Here is a 25,760-nt window from a genome sequence, read left to right as displayed (position 1 = left end):
GAGGCTAAATAGCCCCAATGGTTGTTGATTATGATTCGCATTTTTAATTCGTTTACTATTTAATTAAATAGTATTATTTTTTATAATCAGTTATACCATGAATAACAAAATCAGCGGGGGAGACGTCGAATAGCGTATCTCTGTGAACTGACATAACGGGATGATAACTCCCAACTACCTTCGGAAGGCACCATGGCTATTCTTCCTGATCACAGCTATAAAATCGTCGGTTTTTCGAGCAAAATCAGCCCGGCATACCGTCAAAAATTATTATCCCTGGGCATGTTACCCGGCTCAATATTCAAAGTTGTTCGTCTCGCCCCCTTAGGTGACCCGATTCAAATAGAAACACGCAGAGTCAGCCTGATTGTGCGTAAAAAAGATTTAGAACTGCTTAATCTGGATGATGCAACGATTTAATACTCTGCACTCGATATTTCCAGATCTAAAGGCTCATTCCTGTCATTTTTCTTACTCATTGGCAACTATTTATGAAACCACTGACTATCGGCTTAATCGGCAATCCCAATGCAGGTAAGACGACCCTTTTCAATCAACTCACCGGCTCCCGCCAACGGGTGGGTAACTGGGCTGGCGTTACTGTTGAACGTAAAGTTGGCCGATTTAATACTCAGCAGCATCAAATTGAATTGGTTGACTTGCCGGGTACCTATTCGCTGACGACAATTTCTGAACAAACCTCATTAGATGAACAAATTGCCTGCTATTTCATTCTTAGTGGCGAAGCAGATATGTTGATCAACGTGGTTGATGCCTCAAATTTAGAGCGTAATTTATACCTCACGCTACAACTGCTTGAACTCGGTGTTCCCTGCATTATTGCTCTTAATATGTTGGATATCGCCGAGAATCAACACATAGAAATCAATATAGAGGAATTACAGCAGCAACTTGGCTGCCCAGTGATCCCGTTAGTTTCAACTCGTGCGACCGGTATCGATAAACTGAAAAATATTATCGATAATTATCCTGCTAGCACCAGTAATGCGTTAGTTCAATATCCCTCTAGCTTATTAGCAGAAGTCGATAAATTATCAAACTCGATTTCACATAATCAATTCAGCCAACAGCAGCGTCGTTGGCTAGCCTTACAAATGCTCGAAGGCGATATCTTTAGCCAGCAACGAGGGGGGATCACACCGGAGTTATTGGCAGCCTCGCGTACTCGTCTCATCGAAAAACAGCTGGAAGAGCCTGAATTAGTCATTGCTGATGCTCGCTATCAAACTATTGCCAGCATTTGTGATACGTCGATCAATAATGAAGCAGCGGAGCCAAATAAGCTCACTCAATCGATTGATAATTTAGTGCTTAATCGCTGGTTAGGTGTCCCAGTCTTTCTATTCGTGATGTATTTGATGTTTGTCTTAGCCATCAACATCGGTGGAGCATTGCAGCCGCTGTTTGAAGGCGGTTCAGAAGCCATATTTATCCATGGTATTCAATGGGTAGGCTATTCTCTTAATTTCCCCGAATGGCTAACCGTGTTTCTTGCTCAAGGGGTCGGTGGAGGTATCAACACCGTATTACCACTGGTTCCGCAAATCGGTATGATGTATTTATTCTTATCGATGCTGGAGGACTCTGGCTATATGGCGCGTGCTGCGTTTGTCATGGACCGGTTAATGCAAGCACTCGGATTGCCCGGAAAATCCTTTGTTCCATTGATTGTTGGCTTTGGTTGTAATGTTCCGTCCATCATGGGGGCGCGCACTTTAGATGCACCCCGTGAACGTTTAATCACTGTGCTCATGGCTCCGTTTATGTCTTGCGGCGCACGTTTAGCTATTTTTGCCGTATTTGCTGCCGCGTTTTTTGGTAAGAACGGTGCCAGCATTGTATTTTCCCTCTATTTACTGGGGATTGTGGTTGCTATCCTGACTGGCCTATTACTTAAACACACTATTATGCGCGGTGAGGCTTCTCCTTTCGTTATGGAAATGCCGGTCTACCATGTGCCGCATTTAAAAACCTTATTGATTCAAACTTGGCAACGTTTAAAAGGTTTTGTACTGCGTGCCGGTAAAGTTATCGTTATCGCCAGTATGTTTATCGGCGCATTAAATAGCTTCTCTCTGTCGGGTAAAACTGTAGATAATATCAATGATTCTGCGCTCGCATCGGTCAGTAAAGTTATCACGCCTGTACTGCAACCTATTGGTATTCATAATGATAATTGGCAAGCAACTGTCGGCTTGATAACTGGAGCGATGGCAAAAGAAGTGGTAGTCGGTACGTTAAATACCCTATATACCGCTGAAAGTATTACAACTCAACCTTTTGATGCTGATGCATTTAATCTTCTCGAAGAACTTGAGGATGCCGTCACCGAAACGTGGGATAGCCTAAAAGGAACCTTTACCTTAAGCGCATTATCTAATCCTATCGAAGCCAGTAAAGGCGATGGTGAAATGGACGGGGGTTCGATGGGAACAATGGCCGCTAAATTTGGTTCGGCTATTTCGGCCTACAGTTATTTGATATTCGTCTTACTGTATGTGCCATGTGTCTCAGTAATGGGGGCGATTGCCCGTGAAACCACACGTGGCTGGATGACTTTTGCAATTCTGTGGGGATTAAATGTCGCTTATAGTCTATCGGCTCTGTTTTATCAAATAGCTACATTCAGCCAGCATCCCGAAAGTAGCGCCTTGATCATCGGCATTGTCATTTTGGTCAATCTGATTATTTTTATGCTGTTACGTCGCTCACGAAGTCGCGTTACATTACGCTTAAAAAATCCATCAGCGCGTAGCAATGAATGTTGTGACTGTAGCAAAAAAAGCTGTCACTAAGGATAAATAATGGCAACATTGATGCAAGTTCGTGATTTATTGGCTATTTATGGCCAAGCGGATGCTCGCTTAATTAGCCAACAGCTATCTGCGCCTGAGCCTTTAGTGCAGGCAATGCTAGAGAAGCTCACGGCAATGGGAAAAGTGGAAAAGGTCGATATTACGGCCTGTTTAACCGGAACCAGTTGCCGTGCCTGCCCTGAAAATCAAGGCTGTAATCACAATATATATCGATTACATCAATAGATGTCATATTCAATACTTCGATAATAATGAAAAGCCTAACATTAGTTAGGCTTTTTTATATGAAATTTCAATCATATTAAAAAAGATTAAAAATATAATTTATCTATATTTAATACCTATCTGATAAATATAATAGTTCATCCTGAAGTTTATCCTAAAATCACATAACAAACATAATAATTGCTTTTTCAATAGAATTGTATACGAATGATTTAATAAAATTAAATATCATGCGATATAGTTAGCATGCTTTCTTTATTGAATCCCTTTTAAATATACAAGGACGTATATATATTCATGGAAAAAACCAAATTCAACCAATTAGACATTCTAGGTAGCCATAATTTCACTAAAATCATCAATGAGTTATTTGCATTCGGTGATAAAAAACAACTCAAAGAATATAAAGAGGGTGTCTGTTATGGTCTAAGTGCTAACTTCTTAAAACATGAGGTAAATAATAACGGTTCAGAATATTTATCTTATATTAATAAATTACAAAGCATCATTAATTCAAAAAAGAATGTTTTTGAATCAAAACTAGAAAGAGCCTATCATAAAAAAGAGAAGCAACAAGCTGAACAATTATTGGAAAATATTATTATTGATATCACTGAATATCAAAAAAATAAAAATTTATCGCTTGATATATCAGAGTATAATGATTTTTCTCATAATATCCAATTAATTGCAGGAGAAACCTTCTTAACTAACATTGAACGTATTTATGATTATAATAATAAATATCATCCCAAAAAAGATCAAATAAACTTTAAAGATTATAATAATAAAAAATTAGATCTGCTTAAAAAATATTATTTTGGAATAACAGATCCCGATTATATCAAAACGCCAGAAGGCAGTGAAATAATAGAACATCAGGCATTTAAAATATTAAAAAATAACTACGAAAATAGATCTAATGACCTCATTGAAAAATTAAAACCGATTGATATAAAAAGCTTTATAATGATGGCTGAAAATCAATTAACTACTCAAGTTTTAGCTGCTAGTGATGATATCACACAAAAGTATGGCTTAATTGCTACCAATAATACATTAAATGGCGGTAATTACGATTATTCATCGCGGAAGAAATTATCAGCTTTTATCGAGCAGTTACGCACTCTCGGCCCGACGCCTGATGACAGTTATTTTCATTTTATCAGCGGTAATCATGCAATGGCTATCAGTGTTATTAATGATACTGAAACTCAACAGATTAACTATAAATTCTTTGATCCCAATACGGGGATTAAATCCTATAATAATGTTGATGATTTTAGCGAGAATTTAACTAAATTTATTAAAAATAATAGAAAATTCTATGAATTCAAAAAATTAGAAAACAATGATTTTGAATTTAGAATCAGAGAATATAAAAAATCCGCCAATAATGAGGTTATAAAAGGGGTTAATAAAATTAACATTGATGATATTCATCACAGTGTAATTAATGAGCTATTAACCAATAAAAAGCAATTTAGTTTAATTAAGTCTAAAAAAAGTCACCTAACTCTCGATGAATTTATTCCTGCTAATTTAAATAATTCCAATCATCAAATAAAAATAACTTTAAATCAAAAAGGTAATACTACTGTTATTTACACAGATAATTTAGATTTACGCACTCTACCTCAAAAAATATTAGCCAATAAAAAGCAGTTAACACAATTTAATAGTCCATTATTTATCAGTAAAGAAGATGGCAATATTTACACCATTGATAATAGTAGCCAAATTAAAAATATCTACATAAGCAAAATTAAAGATATTCTTGGCCCTCCAAAAGGAACAATAATAACGTCATCAAAGAATAAATCGATAGTTAGGAAAGTACTGAATAAATTAGGATTATCCGAGGTTAAGTTTGACCACATTACTTTAGATAAACACCCTGCTTTTGGTCATTATTTTATGAAATCTAATGGGAAATTAGATATTAATAAAGTAAGAGCTGCGATTTATGATCCTTTAATCAGCCAGAAAGTGAATTCCTATTTTAATCATGATGGCTCATTAAAAGCCGGTCAAAGTGATCAATGGCAGACTATTTTTAATCTTGATTTAACACAATCCTTGCAACAGCAAGCCGTCGATGTTCAAACTTTACTAACAGCGTTGGGTGAAAATCCCAATATATTAACAAATTTGAGTGACTCCTCAATTCATAAACTCCAGCCATTATTCGCCAAATTGGATGGTCAATTTGATCGCACCACTCTATTTACCACAATTATTCAACCCGAGGAACTAGCGAGACTTCAGCAGCGGCTGAGTAATTTTATTGGGCTACATCACGATAATTTTGAAGGGAATAACGCGCCTTTAAGTCATCTCAACCTAAAACAAGCCTTAGATACCAGTATTCGATGGGATACTCGACTAATGGCAGAGCACGCAATACTATCGGCTACTGCAAAAGAGATATCTCCCGATGCGCAGGTTACATTATTCAAACCTGTACGCTATCAAAATACCGAGACAATCGACCCCAACGATCCACAAATCAGCCTACAATATGCGTTTTTTCTAGCTCAAGATAAAGAACATGAGTTCTATCGTTCATTAGAAAACATGAGCCAATTGCAGCAAAAGCAACATCAAGGGATGCTTTCAGTCGAAGAGAGCCAGCTATTAACGCAGTATCAGCAGTTTTATCAATCTTCCGTCAATAATGATAACAGCACGGAAAATAATCAATCATTTAAACACCTTATTAATAGCGGGATCGCTGGTCAGGCTTACCAAATAAAGGCAAAGAACTCGCCATATACTGTGCTTTATCAGAAGCTCGGCGACCAACATAATTATCGTTTTATTGATACTAATGGCATAATTTTAACCGTTAATCAGTCCGATTTTTATCAAGCTCAGAACGATTTTACCCAAATAGTCACCCAATATATGCAGCAGCAAATAACGCTTGAAAATGGCACGACTCAATCACGCGGTCAATTAGCAGGTTTTGATCTTTCTACCCCCGATGATTTTAGTGCGACATTTAAGCAGACTAAACAGACCGTCTTAGACGATGGGAACTTACTTACTAGGCAATGGAATAATATTCTAACCTCACCATTAATGCAGCCCAGTGACAATTTCAATGTTCACTTTGGTAAACATGATATTGCCTTTAATAGCTTAAAAAACTTGGGCGTTACTATTGATGGAACCCCTCTAAATGCCAGCCATCTTTCGCGCACAGACTGGTATACTAATGTCCGTTTTGATGCCAAAAAATTGCTGTCGGCATTAACTATTTTAGGCGATAACCCCAATAGTACCCATTTACTACAAATACTAAAAAATCAATTAGATGACAACGGAATACAAAATATTATCGCCTCTGGGGCTGATATTCCAGACAATGCAATACTGACAAAACAACTTACTATCATTCAGCAACAAATCGATGCTGATGGCGCACCAGTGAGTGCTTCAACGCTTAATGAATTACGTACGCTCGGCTTTAAACAACCTCGCTATGCCAAAGTGATTAACCGAGCAGGACAAATGATGGCAGGCGTTGGAATGATCGCGACTATCAATTCACTTCATAGCATGATTACGCAGTTATCCCACCCAGATTTAACCAAAGAACAACGGTCTGAACTAGAAGAAATTATTTATATTTCATGTGCTTCTGCCTTTTTTAATTATGGCGATATTATTCTTCAACCGATTTTATTAAATATCTCGTATGCCAAAGCAAGTTCCGTTTTCTCTAGTGCCTCGATGGCAGGAAAGATATCTATTCTATTTAATTTAATTGGCATAGGCCTCGACAGTTATCAGGCATACAAAATATTCACCCAATTAGAGACCACCAGCGATCCCGAAATGCGCCAAGATTTAATGGTCAATGCAGGGCTTTCAATCTCGGGAATAACTCTCAGCGGCATAACATTAATCGGTGTTTTAGCCGGCTCTAGCGTTGTACCAATGGTTGGGTTAGTCATCGGCGGTGCGTTATTAGTCGGAGGCATGATTTATTCGGGTATTCGCGCCGTTGAACTCATTGAATCGTACGTCGATCTTTCATTAGAACAAAAATTTATTGAGGGTGCTCGGGCGGCTATTGGCCTCGCGCCTAGTACAGACACACTGATCCGAATCAATCAACTGCAGTATGTTGCTGCTTTTAAAGAACAAAGTCGCCTAGAAGAGATCGAGCGCTTCCGTTCATCGTTGCTACCTGCGGGCTTTGAAGATTATTTGACAGTGATCGGTAAACCGATTTTACAAGCAGAAAAAAAGTATTATTTATATAAGAATGGGAGTTTTTTTGGTGGCACTTATAGCGTATTCGCTAACGTCAATGGCACCGGTGAAGTTTATTATTCTAGCCAAAATGCCCCGACATTCACCGCAGCAGAAGCCGATTTTATCATTCGACATTACGACCTAGAAATGAATGGTCAAATGGAGACCGTTAATATCCCAGGCAATAATGGCTATACAAAGCGAGAAGCACCCACCCCTAAACTGATAAAAACCGGTATCGAAGACACCAATGAACAGCTAATCTTTAATTCAGAATATAATGACCCTACCTTAGAGGCGTTCAAACAGCGCTTTTCGATTCCAATAGATGAAGTTGCAACCTTGCCATTAGCCGAGCAGTTGGCAAAATTAGCCGATAGAGAATTACGTTTACTGAGTTTACAAAAAGATTATGCTTCTATGGATCATCCCGATCTGGATGATGATATAGCAATTAAAATACTGAGTGAAACTATCGTCAATGACCAAGCTAGAATCGCGCAATTATTATTCGCTCCCTATCGTAACGGTACCAGTTTTAATACTGCTAACGGTAACGATATTATTATTGGTCGTGTATTCAATATAGAGATCATCATAATAGATAGTGTTCACGTTCAATGAATGTCCCGATAATTTTGTCATGCATTTCAGGTGACTTCGAGTAACCTAACGTCTTACGGTTAAGGCGCTTCAAGCGGTTTCTCAGATTCAAATTCTCTCTTTCTATTCGTTGCGTATAAAACTTACTTGCTACATGTTTCTGCTTGGGCAATATCTCATAAGCACTGAACTTATCCGTGCACCAAAAAGCGACATTAAACCTAGACAGTAAAGCCAGTAACTGGCGAAGAGTCCTTTTGTTTCGACGACCAAACGTATGAGCAATAATCCGTTTTAGGCGGGGCTCCCACGCATACCAAAGCCAGCGTTGTTGCTTCTTATTAGTCACAAAAGACCACTGTTCATCGACCTCGCAAAGGAGTTCAATGTGCAGATTATCAAGAGGTAAAGAGGTTACCTGTCTAGGCGAGAGTTTTTTAAAGTACGAACAACCGCATTAATGCTGATATGAAGGGCCCTAGCAGTATCACGAATACCGGCATTATTCATAGTGAGGTCGATAATTTTATCTTTAGTTCCGGGTTGGCAAGCACGATATTTATAATCGAGTTGGAAGCTTCGGCAGCAATCTTGGCAACGATAACGTTGATGACCAGTGCTACCTAATCCATGTTTTTTCACTGGGGGCGTTTGTTGACAAAATGGGCACCTTACATCGACTTTAGCCATGAATATTCTCCGATAAATTACCCTATATTACAGGTTAATCACCGGATTGAATACATGACCTTATTATTGGCAAAAAAACAGAAGAAAATGGGTTTATTGCCCAGCAAGGGGCGAAATACTTTGTCGGTGGGGACAAAAATGATTTATTCCAATTATGGGACACCAGCACCAATATTTATTCATCTGCTGGTGTTAACTTAAAACAAAAATATTTCGATGCCCTACAAGGACAAGATACTTTAGAAATTTGCGCTCTGCCTGATGGTTATAATGCAGATATCAGTTTATCTAGCCAGCAGATTATTTATCGACAAGCGCAAGGTACACAAACTATCAATGTAGGGGAACTAAAAAACTTCCAAAATATTATCGTCAAAACCCCAGTAGCTACTGACGATAATTTACGCGGTAATGCCGATAATAACTTATTAGATGGCGGCGCAGGTAAAGATACCTTATTTGGAGATGACGGGGACGATCAACTGGTATTAACTGAAGGAGAGGCGATCGGCGGCGAAGGTAATGATAGCTACTATATTCAGCGCCTATCCGTCGAACACACAATTAAGGATTTTCATCAAATAAAAGATGTTTTTGATGAAGATAAAAAAACACTCTCACAAAAAACCATGATTAATCCGAAATATTCACCTTATTATGGTGAAAAAATATTTAGCCATTCAGTAATTATTAATGAAAATACATCCTCTGACAGCCAAGTAAGTTTAGCTTATTCTCTCGATGAGATTGAACACGTCTCCGTATCCGGCACTGATTTAAAGATAAAAGTGGGTATTACTGGCGGAACCCTTGAAGGCCGAAGCTATGCTCATCTTAAAAGTAAAATTGAACTCGTGTTCAAAAATGTTTATCGACACACCGATAATGGTCGACAACTTAATCACCAATATCATCTTCAAACCCGTGATGGTTTTCAATTAACTTCGATACTAAAGCATCTGACTCTAAATAGCCCAAATGAGATTAATGCCAATATATTTAATATTAGTTATTTACAAGATTTAGACCGAGAAAAATCCACAACTAATAGTGTTAATTTTGATCAGCCACAGCAAATGATCACGATTAATAACGACCGAAAATATAATACACCAGCATGGGGAATATTTACCCCGATAGGAATGGCCAGAAATTTTGTTTATACCGGCGATGATAGAAATAACCAAGTTACGGCCATCAACCGCAATAGTTTGATTAATGTCAGTCGTGGACAGGATATTTATCAAATTACTCCTGACCATTTCGAACAAAACGAAATTATTTTCGATTTCTCACAAGTGTCTAATCTAGGCGGCACTACACAGTATGGAGAACAGGATAAAGTTATTATTACCCTGCCGACAGAAAATGGTTTTCAGTTGAAAATGGAAAATAATACTTTGCATCTCAAGGGACCATTGGGGCAACAAAAACTGGCTATTCGTTTTCAAAACTTTGACCAACTCACCGCCAATAACGTGCTAATACAAGATCAATATAATAATCTTTTCAACATTCAATTAGATGCTTTCGATAGTCAAATCACTCCCATCAATCAACTCACGCCGACACAGAAAGATAATATCAAGGTGATAGCCAAAGGCGACAGTGCCGAAAATGGGCTCATTGATTTACGTAAAAGCAAAAATTCTCTGCCTGTGGTTGATCTAAGTAACTCCGGCCATGTGATTATCGGCGGCGATAAAGATGATTCTATCTCAGCGACGGGAGGATACAATGCGCTGTATGGCGGCGCTGGAAATAATCATCTGCAAGGCGGTAATAAAAGTGATTTACTGCTCTCTTTGCAAGGTAATGATACCCTGCAAGGGCAACAAGGAAATGATCACTATCTGATTGACGGCAATGGAAATAAAAGCACAGTTTATATCGATGATGATTGGGGTCATAACCGTATCCACTTAGTCAATTTTGATTCATCCTACCGTGTCAAAACGGCCACGGATGGCACTGTACTGCACCGCTATACCTCGGCAACTGGTCGCGTGGTTAATATTAAACAACCGACCATCGATAAAAATGCACAAAATCAAGTACATCACTATGGGTCACTCACAGAAATACTGCCTAATCTTGATAGCGCTAACTTAGATGACTTCGTCAATCACTTAACCGTTCAAGCCAAATCAGCCAAGTTATCCCCAAATTTCAATCCATGGCGTCCTATGGACGAATTCTCGAGTACACTGCAAGGCAGAGAACCCACGCTTGAGCTGCGAACCAACAATATCAATCTAGATTTAAACCGTGAAACATCTCAACGTTATAATGTTATAGATTTGCCTTATGGTTATCACCGTATCGATGATGAAAGTGAACATGGGCGAGTGATTAAAGGTAACTCACTCGATGACAATTTATTTGTCTCGGGAGGCAATAATCTACTGTCAGGGGGCGGAGGCAACAATAATTTATCGGCAGGCAAAGATAATGACTTATTGATTTCAAGCGGTCATAACGATAATTTGTACAGCGGCAGCGGGAAAACTGTTTTTGTTATCGATGGCTATTCTGCTGGCAGATCATTTATTATCGATCCGCATAAAAAAGACAGTATTTATCTCATCGGCTTCAATACTACTCCGACGACACGCCAAAATTCAATTGATGGCACTAATGAATATATTTATGAATCGGAACATGGCCGCAAAGTCACTATTTCAGCCACCAGCCTAAACAGTAAAAAACAAGCGCCGTCAATTTATCACCATAAAGAGCTGCCGGGGCTGGTCGATAGTAATCAGCAGCAACGGATTGATTATTTAGTCAGCGCGTTAGCCACCCAATATCTTACCGCAACAGAAAGCCAGTTAGCTTCTGGGGGTACTCAGCATACCCCTTGGGATCCTACTATGGCTTTTGAAGGCTATATTCGTCGAGCCAGTTAAACACCACATAACTTAATTTTCTCAAGCACAACCCTATGATTTATTGATTAAATCTATACTAGACTAGCGAGGCATTGCTCCGCTAGTCCACCAACTATTTTGACCTTAACTCACACTGTTTTTGTGTCGTCAATCGAAGCAGTAAAATCAGCCAATAACGCTAAAAATTCTTCTGGATGCGAGATAAAAGGTGCATGTGCACAATTACGCATTATCACCGACGATGAGCTAGGATATAAATCATCAATTAATGGCACCACTCGGCGTGGTACTAAGCCATCCAAATAACCATAAATCCGTAAAAATGGTATCGATATCCCTTTCAGCGACTGCCTTAAATCTACCGTGCGTAAAATTTCTAATCCCGCATTAAGAATTTCAACCTTGGGTATCGGTAATTCAAGCACAATAGATTTGAGCAAACGCGCATCTTCACGGGCGCTAGCAGTACCCAACGTCTGTAAAGCTAAAAAGCGCTCAACGGTTCGCTGAAAATGATGAGCTAATTGCTGCTCAAAACCACTCAATATCTCGGGCTTAATTCCCGGCCAGCCGTCATCTTGCTGATGAAAACATGGCGATGAAGCCACGGTCACTAATCCCGTTATTTGCGCAGCATGATCAATGGCAATACGACTAGCGACCAGCCCACCTAATGACCAACCTAACCAAATTGCTGGCTGAGTCAGTATTTGCGTTGCATGCTGCCAAATCTGATCAGACATATGTTGCAGTGACATCGCTGGAAATTCCTGACTACGGCCATATCCCGGCAAGTCAACTAAATGAAAACGATATTGCCCAGCGCCTCGCAAAGCAATAGAACGCCATACTTCCGCATTCAGCCCCCAACCATGCAGCAATACAATATCTTGTTTACCTTCTCCTACTGTCTGCCAGTATAGCTCTGCCATTGTTACACTCTCTTTTTCTTCCCGGGAAGCCCTTATGCTAGCAATCGAAGGCTACTGTTGGCTATGCCATCAACGATTAAAATTACCCTGTCAGGGAATATGCTCTTTCTGCTATCGCCAATTACCGAGTTATCCCCTCGCCTGCTCTCGCTGCGCGCAATCTGTTGAATACAATAAAATAACCTGTGGCGAATGTTTAGTCACTCCTCCAGCATGGCAAAAATTAATTGCAGTAACTCCTTATATTGCCCCTTTACGCAATCTGATTCAGCAATATAAGTTTCATCCTCAACCCCAATTATCCCATACACTAGCCTGGCTATTTGTGTTGCACTGGCTGCATGGCTATCGCCAATTAAAATGGAATAAACCAAATATTATCATCGGAATACCACTGCATCGGCGACGGCGTTGGCAGCGAGGATTCGACCAAGTTAATCAAATCGGTGAGTTAATAGCTAAATGGTTGAACATAGAATATTCAAGCGAATTATTAACTCGGAGTCGTGATACACTAACGCAGACAACACTGAATCGCACCCAACGACAGCGCAATTTGCAACACGCATTCTCCTTACATGGCTCGGTACAAGAACGGCATATCGCCCTATTTGATGACGTTATTACCACCGGTACCACCATGAATAGCGCGGCAGAATTGCTTATTTGTGCGGGTGCAAGCACTGTACAGGCATGGTCTATATGCCGCACCTTGTAGATCAGGGTAGAATGGGCGTATTATAACCAACTAAAGCAGTCAACTATTATTGAGTAGCGAGCAAAAATATGATGATTAATATTACAGAAGCGGCACAGGCCCATTTTGTCAAACTGCTGGCAAATCAAGAACCCGGAACGCAAATTAGAGTGTTTGTGATTAATCCAGGTACTCCTTCTGCGGAATGCGGTGTTTCTTACTGCCCACCTGATGCAGTAGAAGCCACAGATACCGAATTAAAATTTGAGCAATTATCAGCGTATGTTGATGAAATCAGCGCACCGTTCTTAGAAGATGCAGAAATAGATTTTGTCACCGACCAATTAGGTTCACAGCTGACCTTAAAAGCACCAAATGCGAAAATGCGTAAAGTGTCTGACGACTCGCCATTAGTTGAGCGCGTTGAATACGTTTTGCAGTCTCAAATTAACCCACAACTCGCCAGCCACGGCGGTAAAGTCTCGTTGATGGAAATCACCGATGAAGGCTTTGCAATTCTGCAATTTGGTGGCGGTTGTAACGGCTGTTCAATGGTTGATGTCACCTTAAAAGAAGGGATCGAAAAAGAGTTATTGAATATGTTTGCCGATGAGTTAAAAGGCGTTCGAGACCTTACCGAACATCAGCGTGGCGATCACTCATACTATTGATCCTCTACACGTAATAATAATGACGGCTCTATTGCCGTCATTATTAATAGGCAAGCTGATATACTGGTGATAGCCTGCAAAGGCACCAAATGAATAAATAAATTCAGGGTATATCATTTAGATACCCTGAATAATTCAAACAATTCGAACACTTCCTAAATAACTTACATTGCATCCGATTGCAGAAGCTTATATTTTATCTTCACATTCACTATATCGATGATAAACCCAGCATTTGAACCCACTATAGACGGGATAAAAAAGCTGAGCATAAATATAAAACGTAATGAGCATTTAATCATAAATATTGCGCCGGCAACGTCGTAACGGAATAAAAATAAACGCAATATCATCACCTAAAGACCGATAATTAACACACAGATTTAGAGATCCTATGGACTATTTTCAAACAATATCACCCGAACAAGCCCAGCAGTTTTTATCTGAAGGCACTGCGTTATTAGTCGATATCCGTGACCCTCAAAGTTTTCGTGCCGGCCATGCCAACGGAGCATTTCATCTGACGAACGACAGTATTAATGCATTTACCAAAGATGCCGACTACGATAAACCCGTGATGGTGATGTGTTACCATGGCATCAGCAGTCAAGGCGCTGCACAATATTTAATTAATCTTGGTTTTGAAACGGTCTACAGTATCAGTGGCGGTTTTGAAGCTTGGCTTAAGCAATATCCACACGCGGTTACATCACTTTAATTAGGTTACCCATACTGATGATCCATGTAATATCTCTCGATAATCCACGCATCGCTCAGGCTTTTGTTGATTATATGGCCACCCAGAATATTCAATTGGAAATGCGCCCAGCCAATAATAACCATCAGGTTGAATTATGGCTGTTAGATAATCAGCATATAGATCAAGTTCAACAGCAGCTGACCGAGTTTTTACACAATCCTTTAGATGCTCGCTATCAAGCGGCTAGTTGGCAAACTGGAGATACCAATAACCATTTTCAATATCCGAATTATCTCACGTTTGGTTATTTAAAAAGCCAATCTGGACCATTGACGATAGGTGTTCTTGGCTTGTGTATTGTGGTTTATCTATGGATGCAAATAACCTCAAATCACAATGTTATGAGCTATTTAGCTTGGCCGATGGATCATCAAAAAGCGGAACTTTGGCGTTGGTTTACGCCCGCATTTCTACATTTTTCAATTTCACATATCGCCTTTAATTTAGCGTTATGGTGGTATTTAGCCGGCCAAGTTGAGCGTCAACTCGGTTTCGGTAAACTATTAACTATTACACTGGTTGCCGCATTATTCAGCAACTGGGGACAATCGGTGTTCAGTGGACCTAACTTTGGCGGGCTATCTGGTGTCGTTTACGCGCTAATAAGCTATGTTTGGTTAATGGGAGAGAGGCAACCAGAACGCGGTCTCGGGATACCTCGGGGGCTAATGGCATTCTCAATTCTCTGGCTGTTCTTTGGCTATTTCGATATTTTAGGAATGCATATTGCTAATGCCGCACATACTTCGGGGTTAATCATCGGCTTATTGATGGGAGTATGGGATAATAGGCATACATTTAGCTCTAAGCACTCTCAGTGACGTTAATAAATTATTAGAGGTCAACTACTGTGAAGCAAACACAGCGACATGATGCGATTATCGAACTTGTCCGTATTCAAGGCTATGTCAGCACTGAAGAACTGGTGGAACATTTTGAGGTCAGTCCTCAAACCATTCGTCGTGACCTAAACGAACTCGCCGAACAAAATAAAATTCAGCGTCATCACGGTGGAGCTGCATTGCCGTCTAGCTCGGTAAATACCGCCTATCATGACCGTAAAATTATGTGGTCAGATGAAAAGGCACGTATCGCCCAACGCGTCGCCAGTCAAATTCCCGATGGCGCAACGCTATTTATTGATATCGGAACAACGCCAGAAGCGGTTGCTCATGCCTTGTTTAATCACAAGAATCTCCGAGTCGTGACCAATAATCTCAATGTTGCCACTCTGCTTAGTCCGAAAGAAGATTTTCGTTTAATCTTAGCGGGCGGAGAAGTCCGTACCCGTGATGGCGGGATCGTAGGTGAAGCTACCTTAGATTTCATCTCACAATTTCGGCTTGATTATGGGATCCTAGGGATCAGCGGTATCGATACCGACGGCTCTTTGCTCGAATTCGATTATCATGAGGTTCGAACTAAACGCGCAATTATCGAAAACTCTCGCTGCGTTATGTTAGTTACCGATCATTCAAAATTTGGTCGTAACGCTATGGTAAATCTCGGTAATATGAATTTAATTGATTATTTATTTACCGATAAAATGCCACCTGATAGCATCCAACAAGTAATTGGACAGCATAACGTGCAACTGGAGCTATGCTAATTTCAGCTTAATATTTATCTGTTTAATGGCAGTAGTATGCTGCCATTTCTCTTCTATTTTCCCAGTTTTCAGCCTATTCTCTTTTCATTTATCACGCTCATCATGGTCACCAAAAATCATCGTTATACCTTTTTATGCCCTAAAAGCCCGCCGAATAACCTACATTATGTAGGGATATGAAAATAAATTGTTATCTATATCACGCGTTTGTATTTTTTATCGGTTAATAGTTGGCTTATTAATGAATTTTCATTACAATTAATGAGCGAAATCGAACATTATAGAAATAATCCGAACATCTCAGGGGAATGCATGGAAACTAAAGACTTGATCGTGATCGGCGGCGGTATCAACGGCGCTGGTATTGCAGCAGACGCTGCTGGCCGTGGGTTATCAGTGTTGCTGCTTGAAGCGCAAGACTTAGCAAGTGCAACCTCATCCGCGAGTTCAAAACTTATCCACGGTGGCTTACGCTATCTGGAACATTACGAATTTCGTCTTGTCAGTGAAGCACTGGCAGAACGCGAAGTGCTATTAAAACTGGCGCCACATATCGCATTTCCAATGCGCTTCCGGCTTCCACATCAACCTCATCTGCGCCCCGCTTGGATGATCCGTATCGGTTTATTCTTATACGATCATTTAGGAAAACGCGTCAGCTTACCTAGCAGTAAAAGCCTATCATTTGGCGAACATTCAGTCTTAAAACCTGAGCTGAAAAAAGGGTTTGAATACTCAGACTGTTGGGTTGATGATGCGCGTTTAGTGGTATTAAACGCACAAGAAGTGGTGAGAAAAAACGGTGAAGTCCGCACTCGTACTAAAGTCACTCGCGCTTACCGTGAAGATGGCCTGTGGGTAGTTGAAGCCGAAGACCTGCGCTCTGGCAAAAAAGAAAGCTGGAAAGCGAAAGGCTTAGTTAACGCCACAGGGCCTTGGGTAAAAGAGTTCTTCGATGATGGCTTAAAACTGAAATCACCTTACGGTATCCGTCTAATTAAAGGCAGTCATATTGTGGTTCCACGTGCTCATGATGAACCACAAGCCTATATTTTACAGAATGAAGATAATCGTATTGTCTTTGTGATCCCTTGGATGGACGAATTCTCTATCATCGGTACTACCGATGTAGAATACAACGGCGATCCAAAAGATGTGCATATCGATGACAATGAAATCAACTATTTATTGAAAGTTTATAATGATCATTTCAAAAAACAGTTGAGCAAAGAGGATATCGCTTGGACTTATTCTGGTGTTCGCCCTCTGTGTGACGATGAATCTGATTCACCACAAGCCATTACTCGCGACTACACGTTAGATGTTCATGATGATAACGGCAAAGCACCTTTGCTCTCTGTTTTCGGCGGTAAATTAACCACTTACCGTAAGCTCGCAGAGCATGCAATTGATAAACTAGTCAGCTATTATCCGCATGCGGGTCAACCTTGGACCAAAAATGGGCAGCTACCGGGCGGCGATATTGAAGGTTGTGATCGCGATGGTTATTCACGCTTACTGCGTCAGCGCCACCCATGGCTACCTGAAGGCATCGCGCTACGCTACGCACGCACCTACGGCAGCAACAGTGCATTAATTTTACAAGGCGCAAATTCACTCAACGATTTAGGCCAAAGTTTTGGCCACAACGTTTATGAAGCTGAATTACGTTATTTGGTGGAAAATGAGTGGGTCGTCGAACTTGATGATGCAATCTGGCGTAGAACAAAACTGGGTATGTGGCTGAATGATGAAGAAAAACACGCCATTGCCCAATGGTTAGCGCAACATACCGCAGCTAAAAAATCTGCTGAATAATTGTTAATTCTAGCGCGATCTCAATCAGCCAGCTTATCATCCTGATGAGCTGGTTTTTTCTATCTAACCAATCTCAATCATTTATGCCAGTTAATCGCTTAACAGATTAACTCGGTAAAATAATCCCCAAAATAGACGCTCTCTATTCTATTTTCTGTACGGTTTGTTGCTTTATTTGTTCCTCTAGGAATAACTTTAATACTTTGGCGTGATTATGTCTGATATCTTTCGCCGCATACAATAGCGTTAAATGACCATGCTGTGCTTTCTCGACTAACGGCCACCAAGCCGCTGGGCAATGTTGTAACTCTGCCATATAACGCTGAGAAAATTGTTCGAATTGATCACTATGCTGATGAAACCATTTTCTTAATTCAGTTGAAGGCGCAACACTTTTATTCCATTCATCATAAGGTAAACCTGCTTTTTTAACGCCTCGAGGCCATAGCCGGTCAATCAACACTCGATATCCATCGGTAGCTGACACACTTTCATAAACTCTCTTCGTAGTAATCATTAGCTGCCCCTTAAAAAATGGATAAAAAACTCTGGCTTTATCACCTTCCTGCATGACGTCTGCTGTTTAGCATCGATTTTCAGTGTACACTCGATTTAATACCTCGATGGTAATTTAATGTTTTTGCTTTAACTTAATAGGATATAACTCGCTTATCTATTCAATAAAATATGCGGCCTAATGGCCAGTCAAAATAATTAATTATAAGAATATCAATGATGGAAAATTTCTTTGAAAGCCCGTTTAGAGGAACAATAATTGCTGACCAAATAACTAACCCAAACATTAAAGTGGGTCGATTTAGTTATTATTCTGGTTATTATCATGGTCACTCTTTCGATGATTGTGCCCGCTATCTCATGCCTGACCGTATCGATGTGGATAAATTAATTATCGGCAGTTTTTGTTCTATTGGCAGTGGTGCCGCATTTATCATGGCCGGTAATCAAGGTCACCAAATGGAGTGGATTTCAACCTTCCCCTTCCATTATATGAAGGAAGAACCTGCTTTTAATGATGCTATTAATGGCTATCAAAATGCCGGAGACACGGTAATTGGTAATGATGTTTGGATTGGTGCAGAAGCGATGATTTTACCCGGTATCACTATTGGAGATGGCGCAATTATTGGAACACGCGCGTTAATCACCAAAAATGTCGAACCTTACACGGTCGTCGCCGGTAACCCTGCCCGAGTGATCCGCAAAAGATTTAGTGATGATAAAATTGCCATGTTACTCGAAATGAAATGGTGGTCATGGCCACTCGACGAACTAAAGCAAGTTATGAAAATCCTGACTTCTGGTAATATCGAAGCGCTGTACACTGAATGGAAATCAAAGCAGAAATAACAATAAATTCAATGTATTAAGCCGTGAGTAGTTAATACCCACGGCTTAGATGTATTGAATAAATAACTGCTATTTTAGACTATTAACGTAGCCAATTTGTTTTAGCTAGTTCTAAAATTTCATCACCACGGCCATTGATGATCGCTTTCATCATGTACAGGCTAAATCCTTTAGCTTGTTGGAAATTGATTTCTGGCGGCATTGACAACTCTTGTTTTGCCGTAACCACATCAACAATTACTGGGCCATCATGAGCAAAAGCTTCTTTCAATCCAGCCTCTAAATCTTCGCTCTTTTCAATTCGAATGCCTTTGATACCCGCAGCATTTGCCACTGCAGCAAAATCTGGATTATGCAAATCTGTGCCATCCGTCAAATAACCGCCTGCTTTCATTTCCATCGCTACGAAACCTAAGACGCTGTTATTAAAAATAACCACTTTAACCGGCAATTGCATTTGAGCTAACGATAAAAAGTCACCCATCAGCATAGTAAATCCGCCATCACCACTCATAGCAATCACCTGGCGATCACGATCGACAGATTGCGCACCAATAGCTTGAGGCATCGCATTTGCCATCGAGCCATGATTGAACGAGCCTAATAAACGGCGTTTACCATTCATTTTTAGATAACGTGCAGCCCAAACTGTCGGTGTTCCCACGTCACAAGTGAAGATCGCATCATCGTTAGCTAGCTCACTTATTTTTTTCGCGACAAACTGCGGATGGATCAATCCTTCATTTCCCGGTTTTGCCAGAGAGTCTAGATCTGCTCGTGCTTCCGTATAATGTTTCAGCGCTTTTTCTAAATGGTGTGTATCTTGCTTGGCGGTTAGCTGCGGTTGTAATGCTGTTAATGTGGTTTTGATATCGCCAATCAATCCCATATCAAGATGGCAATGTGAGCCCAAGCTACCAGCATTAATATCAATTTGAATAATTTTAGCATCGGTTGGATAAAAGGCGCGATAAGGGAACTGAGTACCTAACAGTACTAAGGTATCCGCGTTCATCATAGCCTGATAACCTGATGAAAATCCTATTAATCCTGTCATACCAACGCTATATGGATTATCCCACTCTATATGCTCTTTACCACGCAAGGCGTGCACAATCGGTGCTTTTAACGTCTCTGCTAACGCCATTACTTCTGCATGCGCGCCCGCACAGCCATTACCGCACATTAAGGTGATATTTTTTGAATCATTCAATAACTGCGCTAATTTTTCTATTTCACTATTCTGAGGAATAATAATAGGTGCTTGAGGCTGATACCAAGCTTCATGAGCATCTTCTGGCGCAGCTTGTAAAGCAATATCCCCAGGAAGAACAACCACAGAAACACCGCGCTCTAAAATAGCTTTACGCATCGCAATACCCAGAACTTGGGCAATTTGATCGGGATTAGTAACCATCTCACAATAATGGCTACATTCGCGAAATAGCTCTTGAGGATGGGTTTCCTGAAAATAATTAGTCCCAATTTCACTGGAAGGAATATGAGCAGCAATCGCCAATACCGGCACACGATTACGATGGCAATCATACAATCCGTTGATTAAATGCATGTTGCCCGGCCCACAAGATCCCGCACACACCGCAAGTTCACCGGTTAATTGTGCTTCTGCACCGGCAGCAAATGCCGCCACTTCTTCATGACGCGTTCCTAGCCATTCAATCGTTCCCAAACGGCGAAGACTGTCACTGAGCCCATTAAGGGAATCACCAGTTACGCCCCAAATGCGTTTAACGCCCGCATTATCAAGAATTTTGGCCACATAAGATGCTACTGTCTGTTTTTTCATAACATACTCTTTTTACCATCGGAGAAAGTAAACTAGGGCATTGATACAGACCACCACATAAAATATCACCGCAGTGAAATGCCCTGCAAATTATATCTTTTACTTCAATAACTTCGTCGCTATAACCCAAAGTCAATAACACAGCATCTAGCTGCTTGAAGTAGCATATGTATATAGTAGTCAATTAAAATGACAGTTTATACTGGCAACTGATGCTGATTGACTAGAACGAGATAATGCTCGGAAATTATCTAAAGAAGAGATTAACATTAGGATAAGTAAGATTTTTTGTATCATATTTCTATAATATGACCTAGGGTTATTTTTTACTCATTATTGATAAATTGTCAACTATTTAAATCTTCCCAATTAATAGCGAAGTTGCTCATACTTTATCAATATCTATCGTTCAAATTAATTAGATTATACTTTCATCAATAATATTAACGCATCCACCATGAAAAACAGGTATGGAACAAGTATGACCTACATCACGCTATAACAGGGAATATATCCCCTACAATATAGAGGTCATTTTTCACCTCGTTGTTATATTTAGAATTATGGTTTCTTGGGTACATACAAATTTAATTATTATAAAATCACTGGAGAAAAAGAATGGAGAATAATAGAAGCCCGATGAAGATATTCATCGTCAGCGTTCTGTCAGTCTTATTCTTAATTTTTATTTCACAATATGTTATTGGGAAAAAAGAAATTAAAATAGGCATTGCAGTCATACCTATTTTGCCAATGTTATTTGCAGTCATTCTCGGCATGGTAATGTCAGCAGGTATCTTACGCAAAAAAATTAAAATCTGGGGAAAACTATTTACAAATAAAGAAGAAAGTTTCTGCGGGAAAATGGTTGGCTTTAGTTTATTAATTCTGGGTACTCAATATGCGGGGATGATTGTCCCGAATCTTAAAATGATCCTCAGCGTTGGTATTCCATTATTTGTGCAAGAAATCGGTAATTTATTACCTGTATTGATCGCGGTACCACTAGCAATTAAATTTGGTTTTGGGCGCAGAGCAATAGGGGCTTGTTCTTCGATTAGCCGTGAGCCATCCATCGCTGTTATTCAAAATAAATTTGGTACCGGTTCACAAGAATATATTGGTGTTCTCGCTATTTATCTCTGTGGTTCAGTTATTGGTACTTTATGGTTCAGCGTATTAGGCAGTATCGCACCATTGACGGGTTTACATCCTCTAGCACTAGCTGCGGGATCTGGCGTAGGTTCTGGTTCAATGCTTAGTGCCGCATCAGGTGCATTAATTAATGGGTTAGATGAAACTCTCGCACAGCAAGTATTAAGTGTGGCCGCAGCATCAAATTTATTATCTTCTGCTTTGGGTGCTCTTTCACTGACATATCTGGGTCTCCCTCTTTCAGAGAAGATTTATAAAATTTTCAATAAAGAGAAAACCGTATGAAAAATATAATAATAGATATGAAATTTGTATTCCTAGCTATTGTACTGGCTATGTTTACTCAAACGCTAACATCAGGGATTGCTATTTATAATATGTGGGATAGCTTTATTGCGATGTCTTTGGTGGTATTTGTATCACTCGTTGCTAAGCATTATTTGCCATCCTCATTACCCGCATTTGCCTATGCGACAATTATCGGCATTCTTATTTGTTTACCAGAAACACCGGTAAGAGAATTCTTTATTGATTCCATTGGTAAAGTTTCTTTCTTATCTTGCTGTGTTCCATTATTAGCTTTTGCTGGGTTATCTGTTGGTGGGCAATTAGAAGAGTTGAAGAAAATGTCATGGAAAGTTATCTTAATTTTTATGATTGTTTCCACATGCTGTTTCTTTGGCGCATCAATTGTTGCTCAAATCGGATTTAGTCTTCAGGGAGTCATCTAGTGAATAATTTATATAACGTCAGTGAAGAGCTATTTAAATTAAATAGCTTCAGTAAAAAAACACGACAGGATTTACATCAAATCCCTGAGCTATCAGGCGAAGAATTTAAAACATCGAAATATTGCCGTGACCTGATGTCTAGTTTTGGCTATGAAATTACCACTTATGATGGTTTTACCGGATTTACGGCCAATTTAATTATCGACCCTAGCAAACCACTCATTGCAATTCGTGCGGATATGGACGGCTTAGAAATGCCGGATATGACCAATAATGAGTTCAGTTCAACCCATGAAGGTTGCGCGCATAATTGTGGTCACGATACCCATATGACCATTGCGCTGACTGCGGCAAAATATCTGGCCGAGCATCAGCATGAAATGAGCCATAATGTGCGTTTTATTTTCCAAATGGCAGAAGAGGATATGCGCATTCCGGGTGCGGATAAAATGGTTGAACTCGGATGTATGGATGGCGTCGATGAGGTTTACGCATTACATAACGATGGAGCGATAGAAACTGGCTGCATTCGCTTTAATGCGGGTGTCATGTCTTCTTGGGGCTCAGCTTGGACTCTGACCGTCCGCGGTGTTTCTGCGCATGGCTCCACTCCACATAAAGGCTTAGATGCTATTCGGGAAACGACGCGATTAATCGACTACATGGACTATATTGTTGCCAAAAAAACCGACCCTTTCAGCCCAGCGGTATTTGGCTGTGGCATGATTAATGGCGGAACTATTCCTAATGCTATCGCCGATTATGTTCAAGCTCGTGGTACTATCCGCGCGATGGACGAAAATACCGATGCGATTCTCAAAGCTAGTTTTAACGAAATTGTCGCTCGTAGTGAAGCCGGTGGCTTTAAAACAACCCTCGAATATGCTGGCTATCCCGCTATTGAAAATCACCAAAAAGCCCATGCTGAAATCCTCGCGGCAGCCAGTAAATTCTTACCGGCAGAGAACATTGATTCGCAAGGTAAACCGATGACTGGCAGTGAAGACTTCAGCTACATGATCAATGCCACAAAAGATCGTGTTGGTGGATTATTCTTCTTAGGCAGCGGAAACAAAAGTAAGGGAATTAACAATTATCTGCATGCTAATCCTTATTTTGTCGATGATGATTGCTTGCTGGTAGGTGCACAGATTTTCGTTAATTTGGTCACCCGATAAGACACTGTCAGTGCATAAAAAAACCTCCGGCAGTTTTAAACTGCACGGAGGTTTTTTATATCAGCTTGATAAGCTTAACTAAGTAATGGCAACGACTGATAAGTTTCTGCAGGATGACTGACTGGCTGTAGTTGTTCACTTAATTGAATGGTATTTTTATCAATATGTGGCGCATACAACGAAATAAACTCGTACATATAATCTTTTAGATGGGTATGTTTATTTAAACAAATATGGGTATAACTTGGCTGGACTAAATGATCAATATTGATACAGGTTAGCGTATCTTGATCACTCTCATCAAAGGCGACCGTCGCAATTACCCCAATACCAATCCCGCGCTTCACATAATACTTAATAATCTCAGTATCTGTTGCGGTTAGCGCAATATTCGGCGTTAAATTGTGCTGATAAAATACTTTATCCAGTTTTGAGCGTCCATTGAAACCAAAAACATAAGTAATTAAAGGATAAGCTGCTAAATCTTCAATCGTGATATGTTCTAGCTGCGTTAATGGATGCTCATGAGGCACCACTACACTCCGCGTCCAACGATAACAAGGTAAAATAATTAAATCTTCATACAGATGCATAGATTCGGTCGCTATCGCAAAATCAACATCTCCATTCTTAACCATTTCAGCCATCTGCGCTGGAGCACCTTGGTGAAAATGCAATGATACATTAGGATATAATGCTTTAAACTTGTCGATAACTTCTGGCAGTTTATAACGGATCTGGGTATGAGTAGTCGCAATATTTAAGTTTATTTTTTGACCTACATCGTCTTCAGTCACAATACTTTTTATTTTTTCTAATTGTGCGATAATTTCACTGGCAACTTTATGTACCTGCTCGCCTTTTTCGCTCAACGAGATCAAATTATTATTTTTACGATTAAATAATGAAAGATTAAGCTCATCTTCCAATATTTTTAATTGTTTACTAATGGTCGGCTGAGATGTGTAAAGTTTTTCTGCGGTATTGGTAATATTGAAGTCATTCTTCACGACCTCAACAAAGCTTTTAAGCTGATTAATATTCATTGCTGTTGATGCCCCAGATTTTAAAATAGTCGGAAACTAAAAAAGACCAATAAAAACAATATTTTAATAATATTCCTAATCATATTTTACCTCCCTTAAATAATCCATCTGCCACTAAAAATATCAATGCAGATATTTCAATCAAATAATTCGAGATAACCGAATAATAGCCAGTTAGTTATAAGCTATATCTCAGAGAAACAGATGTATTAAGGGGATTGATTTGTATCCGCTATTTTATAGCACAAATAGCCTCATGAAACATTGATTACGCTAGCAGCAATTTTAATAATTTTTCTTTTTTTACTTAAAGTATCTTCATCATCACACTATGAATTTTTTAACGACTCGGCGAGACTAATAAAGTCATCCAGTATAAATTATCATTTTTTTTAACATACTGAATTTTATTAATTTATTACTGTCTATATTAATCTAATTGTTACTTCGAATTACCAAATTAAAACGCTAAGAAA

At 39.7% G+C, this 25,760-nt stretch carries 21 protein-coding genes and 1 pseudogene; 17 read left to right on the top strand and 5 right to left on the bottom strand.

The genetic code is table 11. From position 1 onward, the window contains the following. Positions 1-192: 192 nt before the first annotated feature. The 4 genes from feoA (at position 193) to MNY66_RS00745 (ending at position 7,952) form a co-directional block, all read left to right on the top strand. Entirely contained in the window at positions 193-420 is a 228-nt protein-coding gene (feoA, locus tag MNY66_RS00760; protein WP_047254627.1) for a ferrous iron transporter A, read from the top strand. A gap of 71 nt (positions 421-491) precedes the next feature. Next, positions 492-2,816 (top strand): Fe(2+) transporter permease subunit FeoB, encoded by a 2,325-nt coding sequence (feoB, locus tag MNY66_RS00755; RefSeq protein WP_047254626.1) that lies wholly within the window; start codon positions 492-494, stop codon positions 2,814-2,816. A 9-nt stretch (positions 2,817-2,825) separates the two neighbouring features. Next, positions 2,826-3,062 (top strand): FeoC-like transcriptional regulator, encoded by a 237-nt coding sequence (locus MNY66_RS00750; protein WP_047254625.1) that lies wholly within the window; start codon positions 2,826-2,828, stop codon positions 3,060-3,062. A 297-nt stretch (positions 3,063-3,359) separates the two neighbouring features. After that, a complete protein-coding gene (locus tag MNY66_RS00745; RefSeq protein ID WP_241501246.1) occupies positions 3,360-7,952 on the top strand; it encodes a hypothetical protein in 4,593 nt (1,530 codons plus the stop codon). Here MNY66_RS00745 and MNY66_RS00740 read toward each other — a convergent pair. Next, a protein-coding gene (locus tag MNY66_RS00740; protein WP_104872948.1) for an IS1 family transposase occupies positions 7,924-8,621 on the bottom strand; the annotation gives its coding sequence in 2 pieces (ribosomal slippage) (positions 7,924-8,372 and positions 8,372-8,621; 699 coding nt in all). The genes MNY66_RS00745 and MNY66_RS00740 overlap by 29 nt on opposite strands. Here MNY66_RS00740 and MNY66_RS00735 point away from each other — a divergent pair. The 3 genes and pseudogenes from MNY66_RS00735 (at position 8,586) to MNY66_RS00730 (ending at position 11,530) form a co-directional block, all read left to right on the top strand. Beyond that, a complete protein-coding gene (locus tag MNY66_RS00735) occupies positions 8,586-8,822 on the top strand; it encodes a hypothetical protein (RefSeq protein ID WP_241501896.1) in 237 nt (78 codons plus the stop codon). The two genes, MNY66_RS00740 and MNY66_RS00735, sit on opposite strands and share 36 nt — an antisense overlap. Then, a pseudogene (locus tag MNY66_RS17985) lies at positions 8,717-9,061 on the top strand (hypothetical protein); the annotation flags it as partial. The gene MNY66_RS00735 and the pseudogene MNY66_RS17985, both read left to right, overlap by 106 nt. Before the next feature lie 189 nt (positions 9,062-9,250). Beyond that, positions 9,251-11,530, top strand: coding sequence for a calcium-binding protein (locus MNY66_RS00730; protein WP_241501245.1), 2,280 nt, complete (start codon positions 9,251-9,253; stop codon positions 11,528-11,530). Between the two features lie 110 nt (positions 11,531-11,640). Here MNY66_RS00730 and bioH read toward each other — a convergent pair whose 3' ends face one another. Next, entirely contained in the window at positions 11,641-12,444 is an 804-nt protein-coding gene (gene bioH / locus MNY66_RS00725; RefSeq protein WP_241501244.1) for a pimeloyl-ACP methyl ester esterase BioH, read from the bottom strand. A 34-nt stretch (positions 12,445-12,478) separates the two neighbouring features. Here bioH and MNY66_RS00720 point away from each other — a divergent pair, with 34 nt between their 5' ends. The 6 genes from MNY66_RS00720 to glpD all read left to right on the top strand — a co-directional run bounded on the left by MNY66_RS00720 (position 12,479) and on the right by glpD (position 17,999). Then, a complete protein-coding gene (locus MNY66_RS00720) occupies positions 12,479-13,162 on the top strand; it encodes a DNA utilization protein GntX (protein WP_241501243.1) in 684 nt (227 codons plus the stop codon). A gap of 71 nt (positions 13,163-13,233) precedes the next feature. After that, on the top strand, positions 13,234-13,812 hold the full coding sequence (gene nfuA, locus MNY66_RS00715) for a Fe-S biogenesis protein NfuA (protein ID WP_047255976.1): 579 nt from the start codon (positions 13,234-13,236) through the stop codon (positions 13,810-13,812). Between the two features lie 394 nt (positions 13,813-14,206). Then, entirely contained in the window at positions 14,207-14,530 is a 324-nt protein-coding gene (gene glpE / locus MNY66_RS00710; protein ID WP_047255970.1) for a thiosulfate sulfurtransferase GlpE, read from the top strand. A 17-nt stretch (positions 14,531-14,547) separates the two neighbouring features. Further along, positions 14,548-15,393 (top strand): rhomboid family intramembrane serine protease GlpG, encoded by an 846-nt coding sequence (gene glpG, locus MNY66_RS00705; protein WP_047255969.1) that lies wholly within the window; start codon positions 14,548-14,550, stop codon positions 15,391-15,393. Positions 15,394-15,422: 29 nt separating this feature from the next. Beyond that, positions 15,423-16,181: a DeoR/GlpR family transcriptional regulator gene (locus tag MNY66_RS00700; RefSeq protein WP_047255968.1), complete on the top strand. Its 759-nt coding sequence runs from the start codon at positions 15,423-15,425 to the stop codon at positions 16,179-16,181. A 312-nt stretch (positions 16,182-16,493) separates the two neighbouring features. Further along, positions 16,494-17,999 carry a glycerol-3-phosphate dehydrogenase gene (gene glpD, locus MNY66_RS00695; protein WP_241501242.1) on the top strand — a complete coding sequence of 502 codons (1,506 nt, stop codon included), beginning with the start codon at positions 16,494-16,496 and terminating at the stop codon, positions 17,997-17,999. 142 nt (positions 18,000-18,141) lie between these two features. On the opposite strand, the gene MNY66_RS00690 is transcribed toward glpD, so the two are convergent. After that, positions 18,142-18,516, bottom strand: coding sequence for a DUF488 domain-containing protein (locus MNY66_RS00690; RefSeq protein ID WP_047255975.1), 375 nt, complete (start codon positions 18,514-18,516; stop codon positions 18,142-18,144). 218 nt (positions 18,517-18,734) lie between these two features. Between MNY66_RS00690 and catB the strand changes: the two genes are divergently transcribed. After that, positions 18,735-19,367: a type B chloramphenicol O-acetyltransferase gene (catB, locus tag MNY66_RS00685; RefSeq protein WP_047255974.1), complete on the top strand. Its 633-nt coding sequence runs from the start codon at positions 18,735-18,737 to the stop codon at positions 19,365-19,367. An 82-nt stretch (positions 19,368-19,449) separates the two neighbouring features. On the opposite strand, the gene poxB is transcribed toward catB, so the two are convergent. Then, entirely contained in the window at positions 19,450-21,174 is a 1,725-nt protein-coding gene (gene poxB / locus MNY66_RS00680; RefSeq protein ID WP_047255966.1) for a ubiquinone-dependent pyruvate dehydrogenase, read from the bottom strand. A gap of 618 nt (positions 21,175-21,792) precedes the next feature. On the opposite strand from poxB, the gene MNY66_RS00675 reads away from it, so the two are divergent. Genes MNY66_RS00675 through MNY66_RS00665 form a run of 3 tightly spaced genes read left to right on the top strand, consistent with a single transcriptional unit; the run spans position 21,793 to position 24,238 of the window. Then, a complete protein-coding gene (locus MNY66_RS00675) occupies positions 21,793-22,614 on the top strand; it encodes a DUF3100 domain-containing protein (protein ID WP_047255965.1) in 822 nt (273 codons plus the stop codon). Continuing rightward, complete coding sequence (locus tag MNY66_RS00670) at positions 22,611-23,060, top strand: hypothetical protein (RefSeq protein WP_047255964.1); 450 nt, start codon at positions 22,611-22,613, stop codon at positions 23,058-23,060. Before MNY66_RS00675 ends, MNY66_RS00670 begins: the two co-directional genes overlap by 4 nt. Then, a complete protein-coding gene (locus MNY66_RS00665) occupies positions 23,060-24,238 on the top strand; it encodes a M20 metallopeptidase family protein (protein WP_047255963.1) in 1,179 nt (392 codons plus the stop codon). The genes MNY66_RS00670 and MNY66_RS00665 overlap by 1 nt, the downstream gene beginning before the upstream one ends. 74 nt (positions 24,239-24,312) lie before the next feature. On the opposite strand, the gene MNY66_RS00660 is transcribed toward MNY66_RS00665, so the two are convergent. Then, positions 24,313-25,284 (bottom strand): LysR substrate-binding domain-containing protein, encoded by a 972-nt coding sequence (locus tag MNY66_RS00660; RefSeq protein WP_047255962.1) that lies wholly within the window; start codon positions 25,282-25,284, stop codon positions 24,313-24,315. Positions 25,285-25,760: the final 476 nt, after the last annotated feature.

The organism is Moellerella wisconsensis (assembly GCF_022592395.1).
Classification (GTDB): domain Bacteria; phylum Pseudomonadota; class Gammaproteobacteria; order Enterobacterales; family Enterobacteriaceae; genus Moellerella; species Moellerella wisconsensis.
Note: the sequence above shows the minus strand (reverse complement) of the source record. Positions and strands in the feature narration are given on the sequence as shown.

What these genes read in the sequence shown, in the direction of transcription:
- MNY66_RS00730 (WP_241501245.1), top strand. Translation starts at nt 9,251, where the DNA reads ATGATTAATCCGAAATATTCACCTTATTATGGTGAAAAAATATTTAGC.
- catB (WP_047255974.1), top strand. Translation starts at nt 18,735, where the DNA reads ATGGAAAATTTCTTTGAAAGCCCGTTTAGAGGAACAATAATTGCTGAC.
- glpG (WP_047255969.1), top strand. Translation starts at nt 14,548, where the DNA reads ATGATCCATGTAATATCTCTCGATAATCCACGCATCGCTCAGGCTTTT.
- MNY66_RS00745 (WP_241501246.1), top strand. Translation starts at nt 3,360, where the DNA reads ATGGAAAAAACCAAATTCAACCAATTAGACATTCTAGGTAGCCATAAT.
- MNY66_RS00720 (WP_241501243.1), top strand. Translation starts at nt 12,479, where the DNA reads ATGCTAGCAATCGAAGGCTACTGTTGGCTATGCCATCAACGATTAAAA.
- glpD (WP_241501242.1), top strand. Translation starts at nt 16,494, where the DNA reads ATGGAAACTAAAGACTTGATCGTGATCGGCGGCGGTATCAACGGCGCT.
- MNY66_RS00660 (WP_047255962.1), bottom strand. Translation starts at nt 25,284, where the DNA reads ATGAATATTAATCAGCTTAAAAGCTTTGTTGAGGTCGTGAAGAATGAC.
- bioH (WP_241501244.1), bottom strand. Translation starts at nt 12,444, where the DNA reads ATGGCAGAGCTATACTGGCAGACAGTAGGAGAAGGTAAACAAGATATT.
- MNY66_RS00675 (WP_047255965.1), top strand. Translation starts at nt 21,793, where the DNA reads ATGGAGAATAATAGAAGCCCGATGAAGATATTCATCGTCAGCGTTCTG.
- MNY66_RS00670 (WP_047255964.1), top strand. Translation starts at nt 22,611, where the DNA reads ATGAAAAATATAATAATAGATATGAAATTTGTATTCCTAGCTATTGTA.
- MNY66_RS00690 (WP_047255975.1), bottom strand. Translation starts at nt 18,516, where the DNA reads ATGATTACTACGAAGAGAGTTTATGAAAGTGTGTCAGCTACCGATGGA.
- poxB (WP_047255966.1), bottom strand. Translation starts at nt 21,174, where the DNA reads ATGAAAAAACAGACAGTAGCATCTTATGTGGCCAAAATTCTTGATAAT.
- nfuA (WP_047255976.1), top strand. Translation starts at nt 13,234, where the DNA reads ATGATTAATATTACAGAAGCGGCACAGGCCCATTTTGTCAAACTGCTG.
- feoB (WP_047254626.1), top strand. Translation starts at nt 492, where the DNA reads ATGAAACCACTGACTATCGGCTTAATCGGCAATCCCAATGCAGGTAAG.
- feoA (WP_047254627.1), top strand. Translation starts at nt 193, where the DNA reads ATGGCTATTCTTCCTGATCACAGCTATAAAATCGTCGGTTTTTCGAGC.
- MNY66_RS00750 (WP_047254625.1), top strand. Translation starts at nt 2,826, where the DNA reads ATGGCAACATTGATGCAAGTTCGTGATTTATTGGCTATTTATGGCCAA.
- glpE (WP_047255970.1), top strand. Translation starts at nt 14,207, where the DNA reads ATGGACTATTTTCAAACAATATCACCCGAACAAGCCCAGCAGTTTTTA.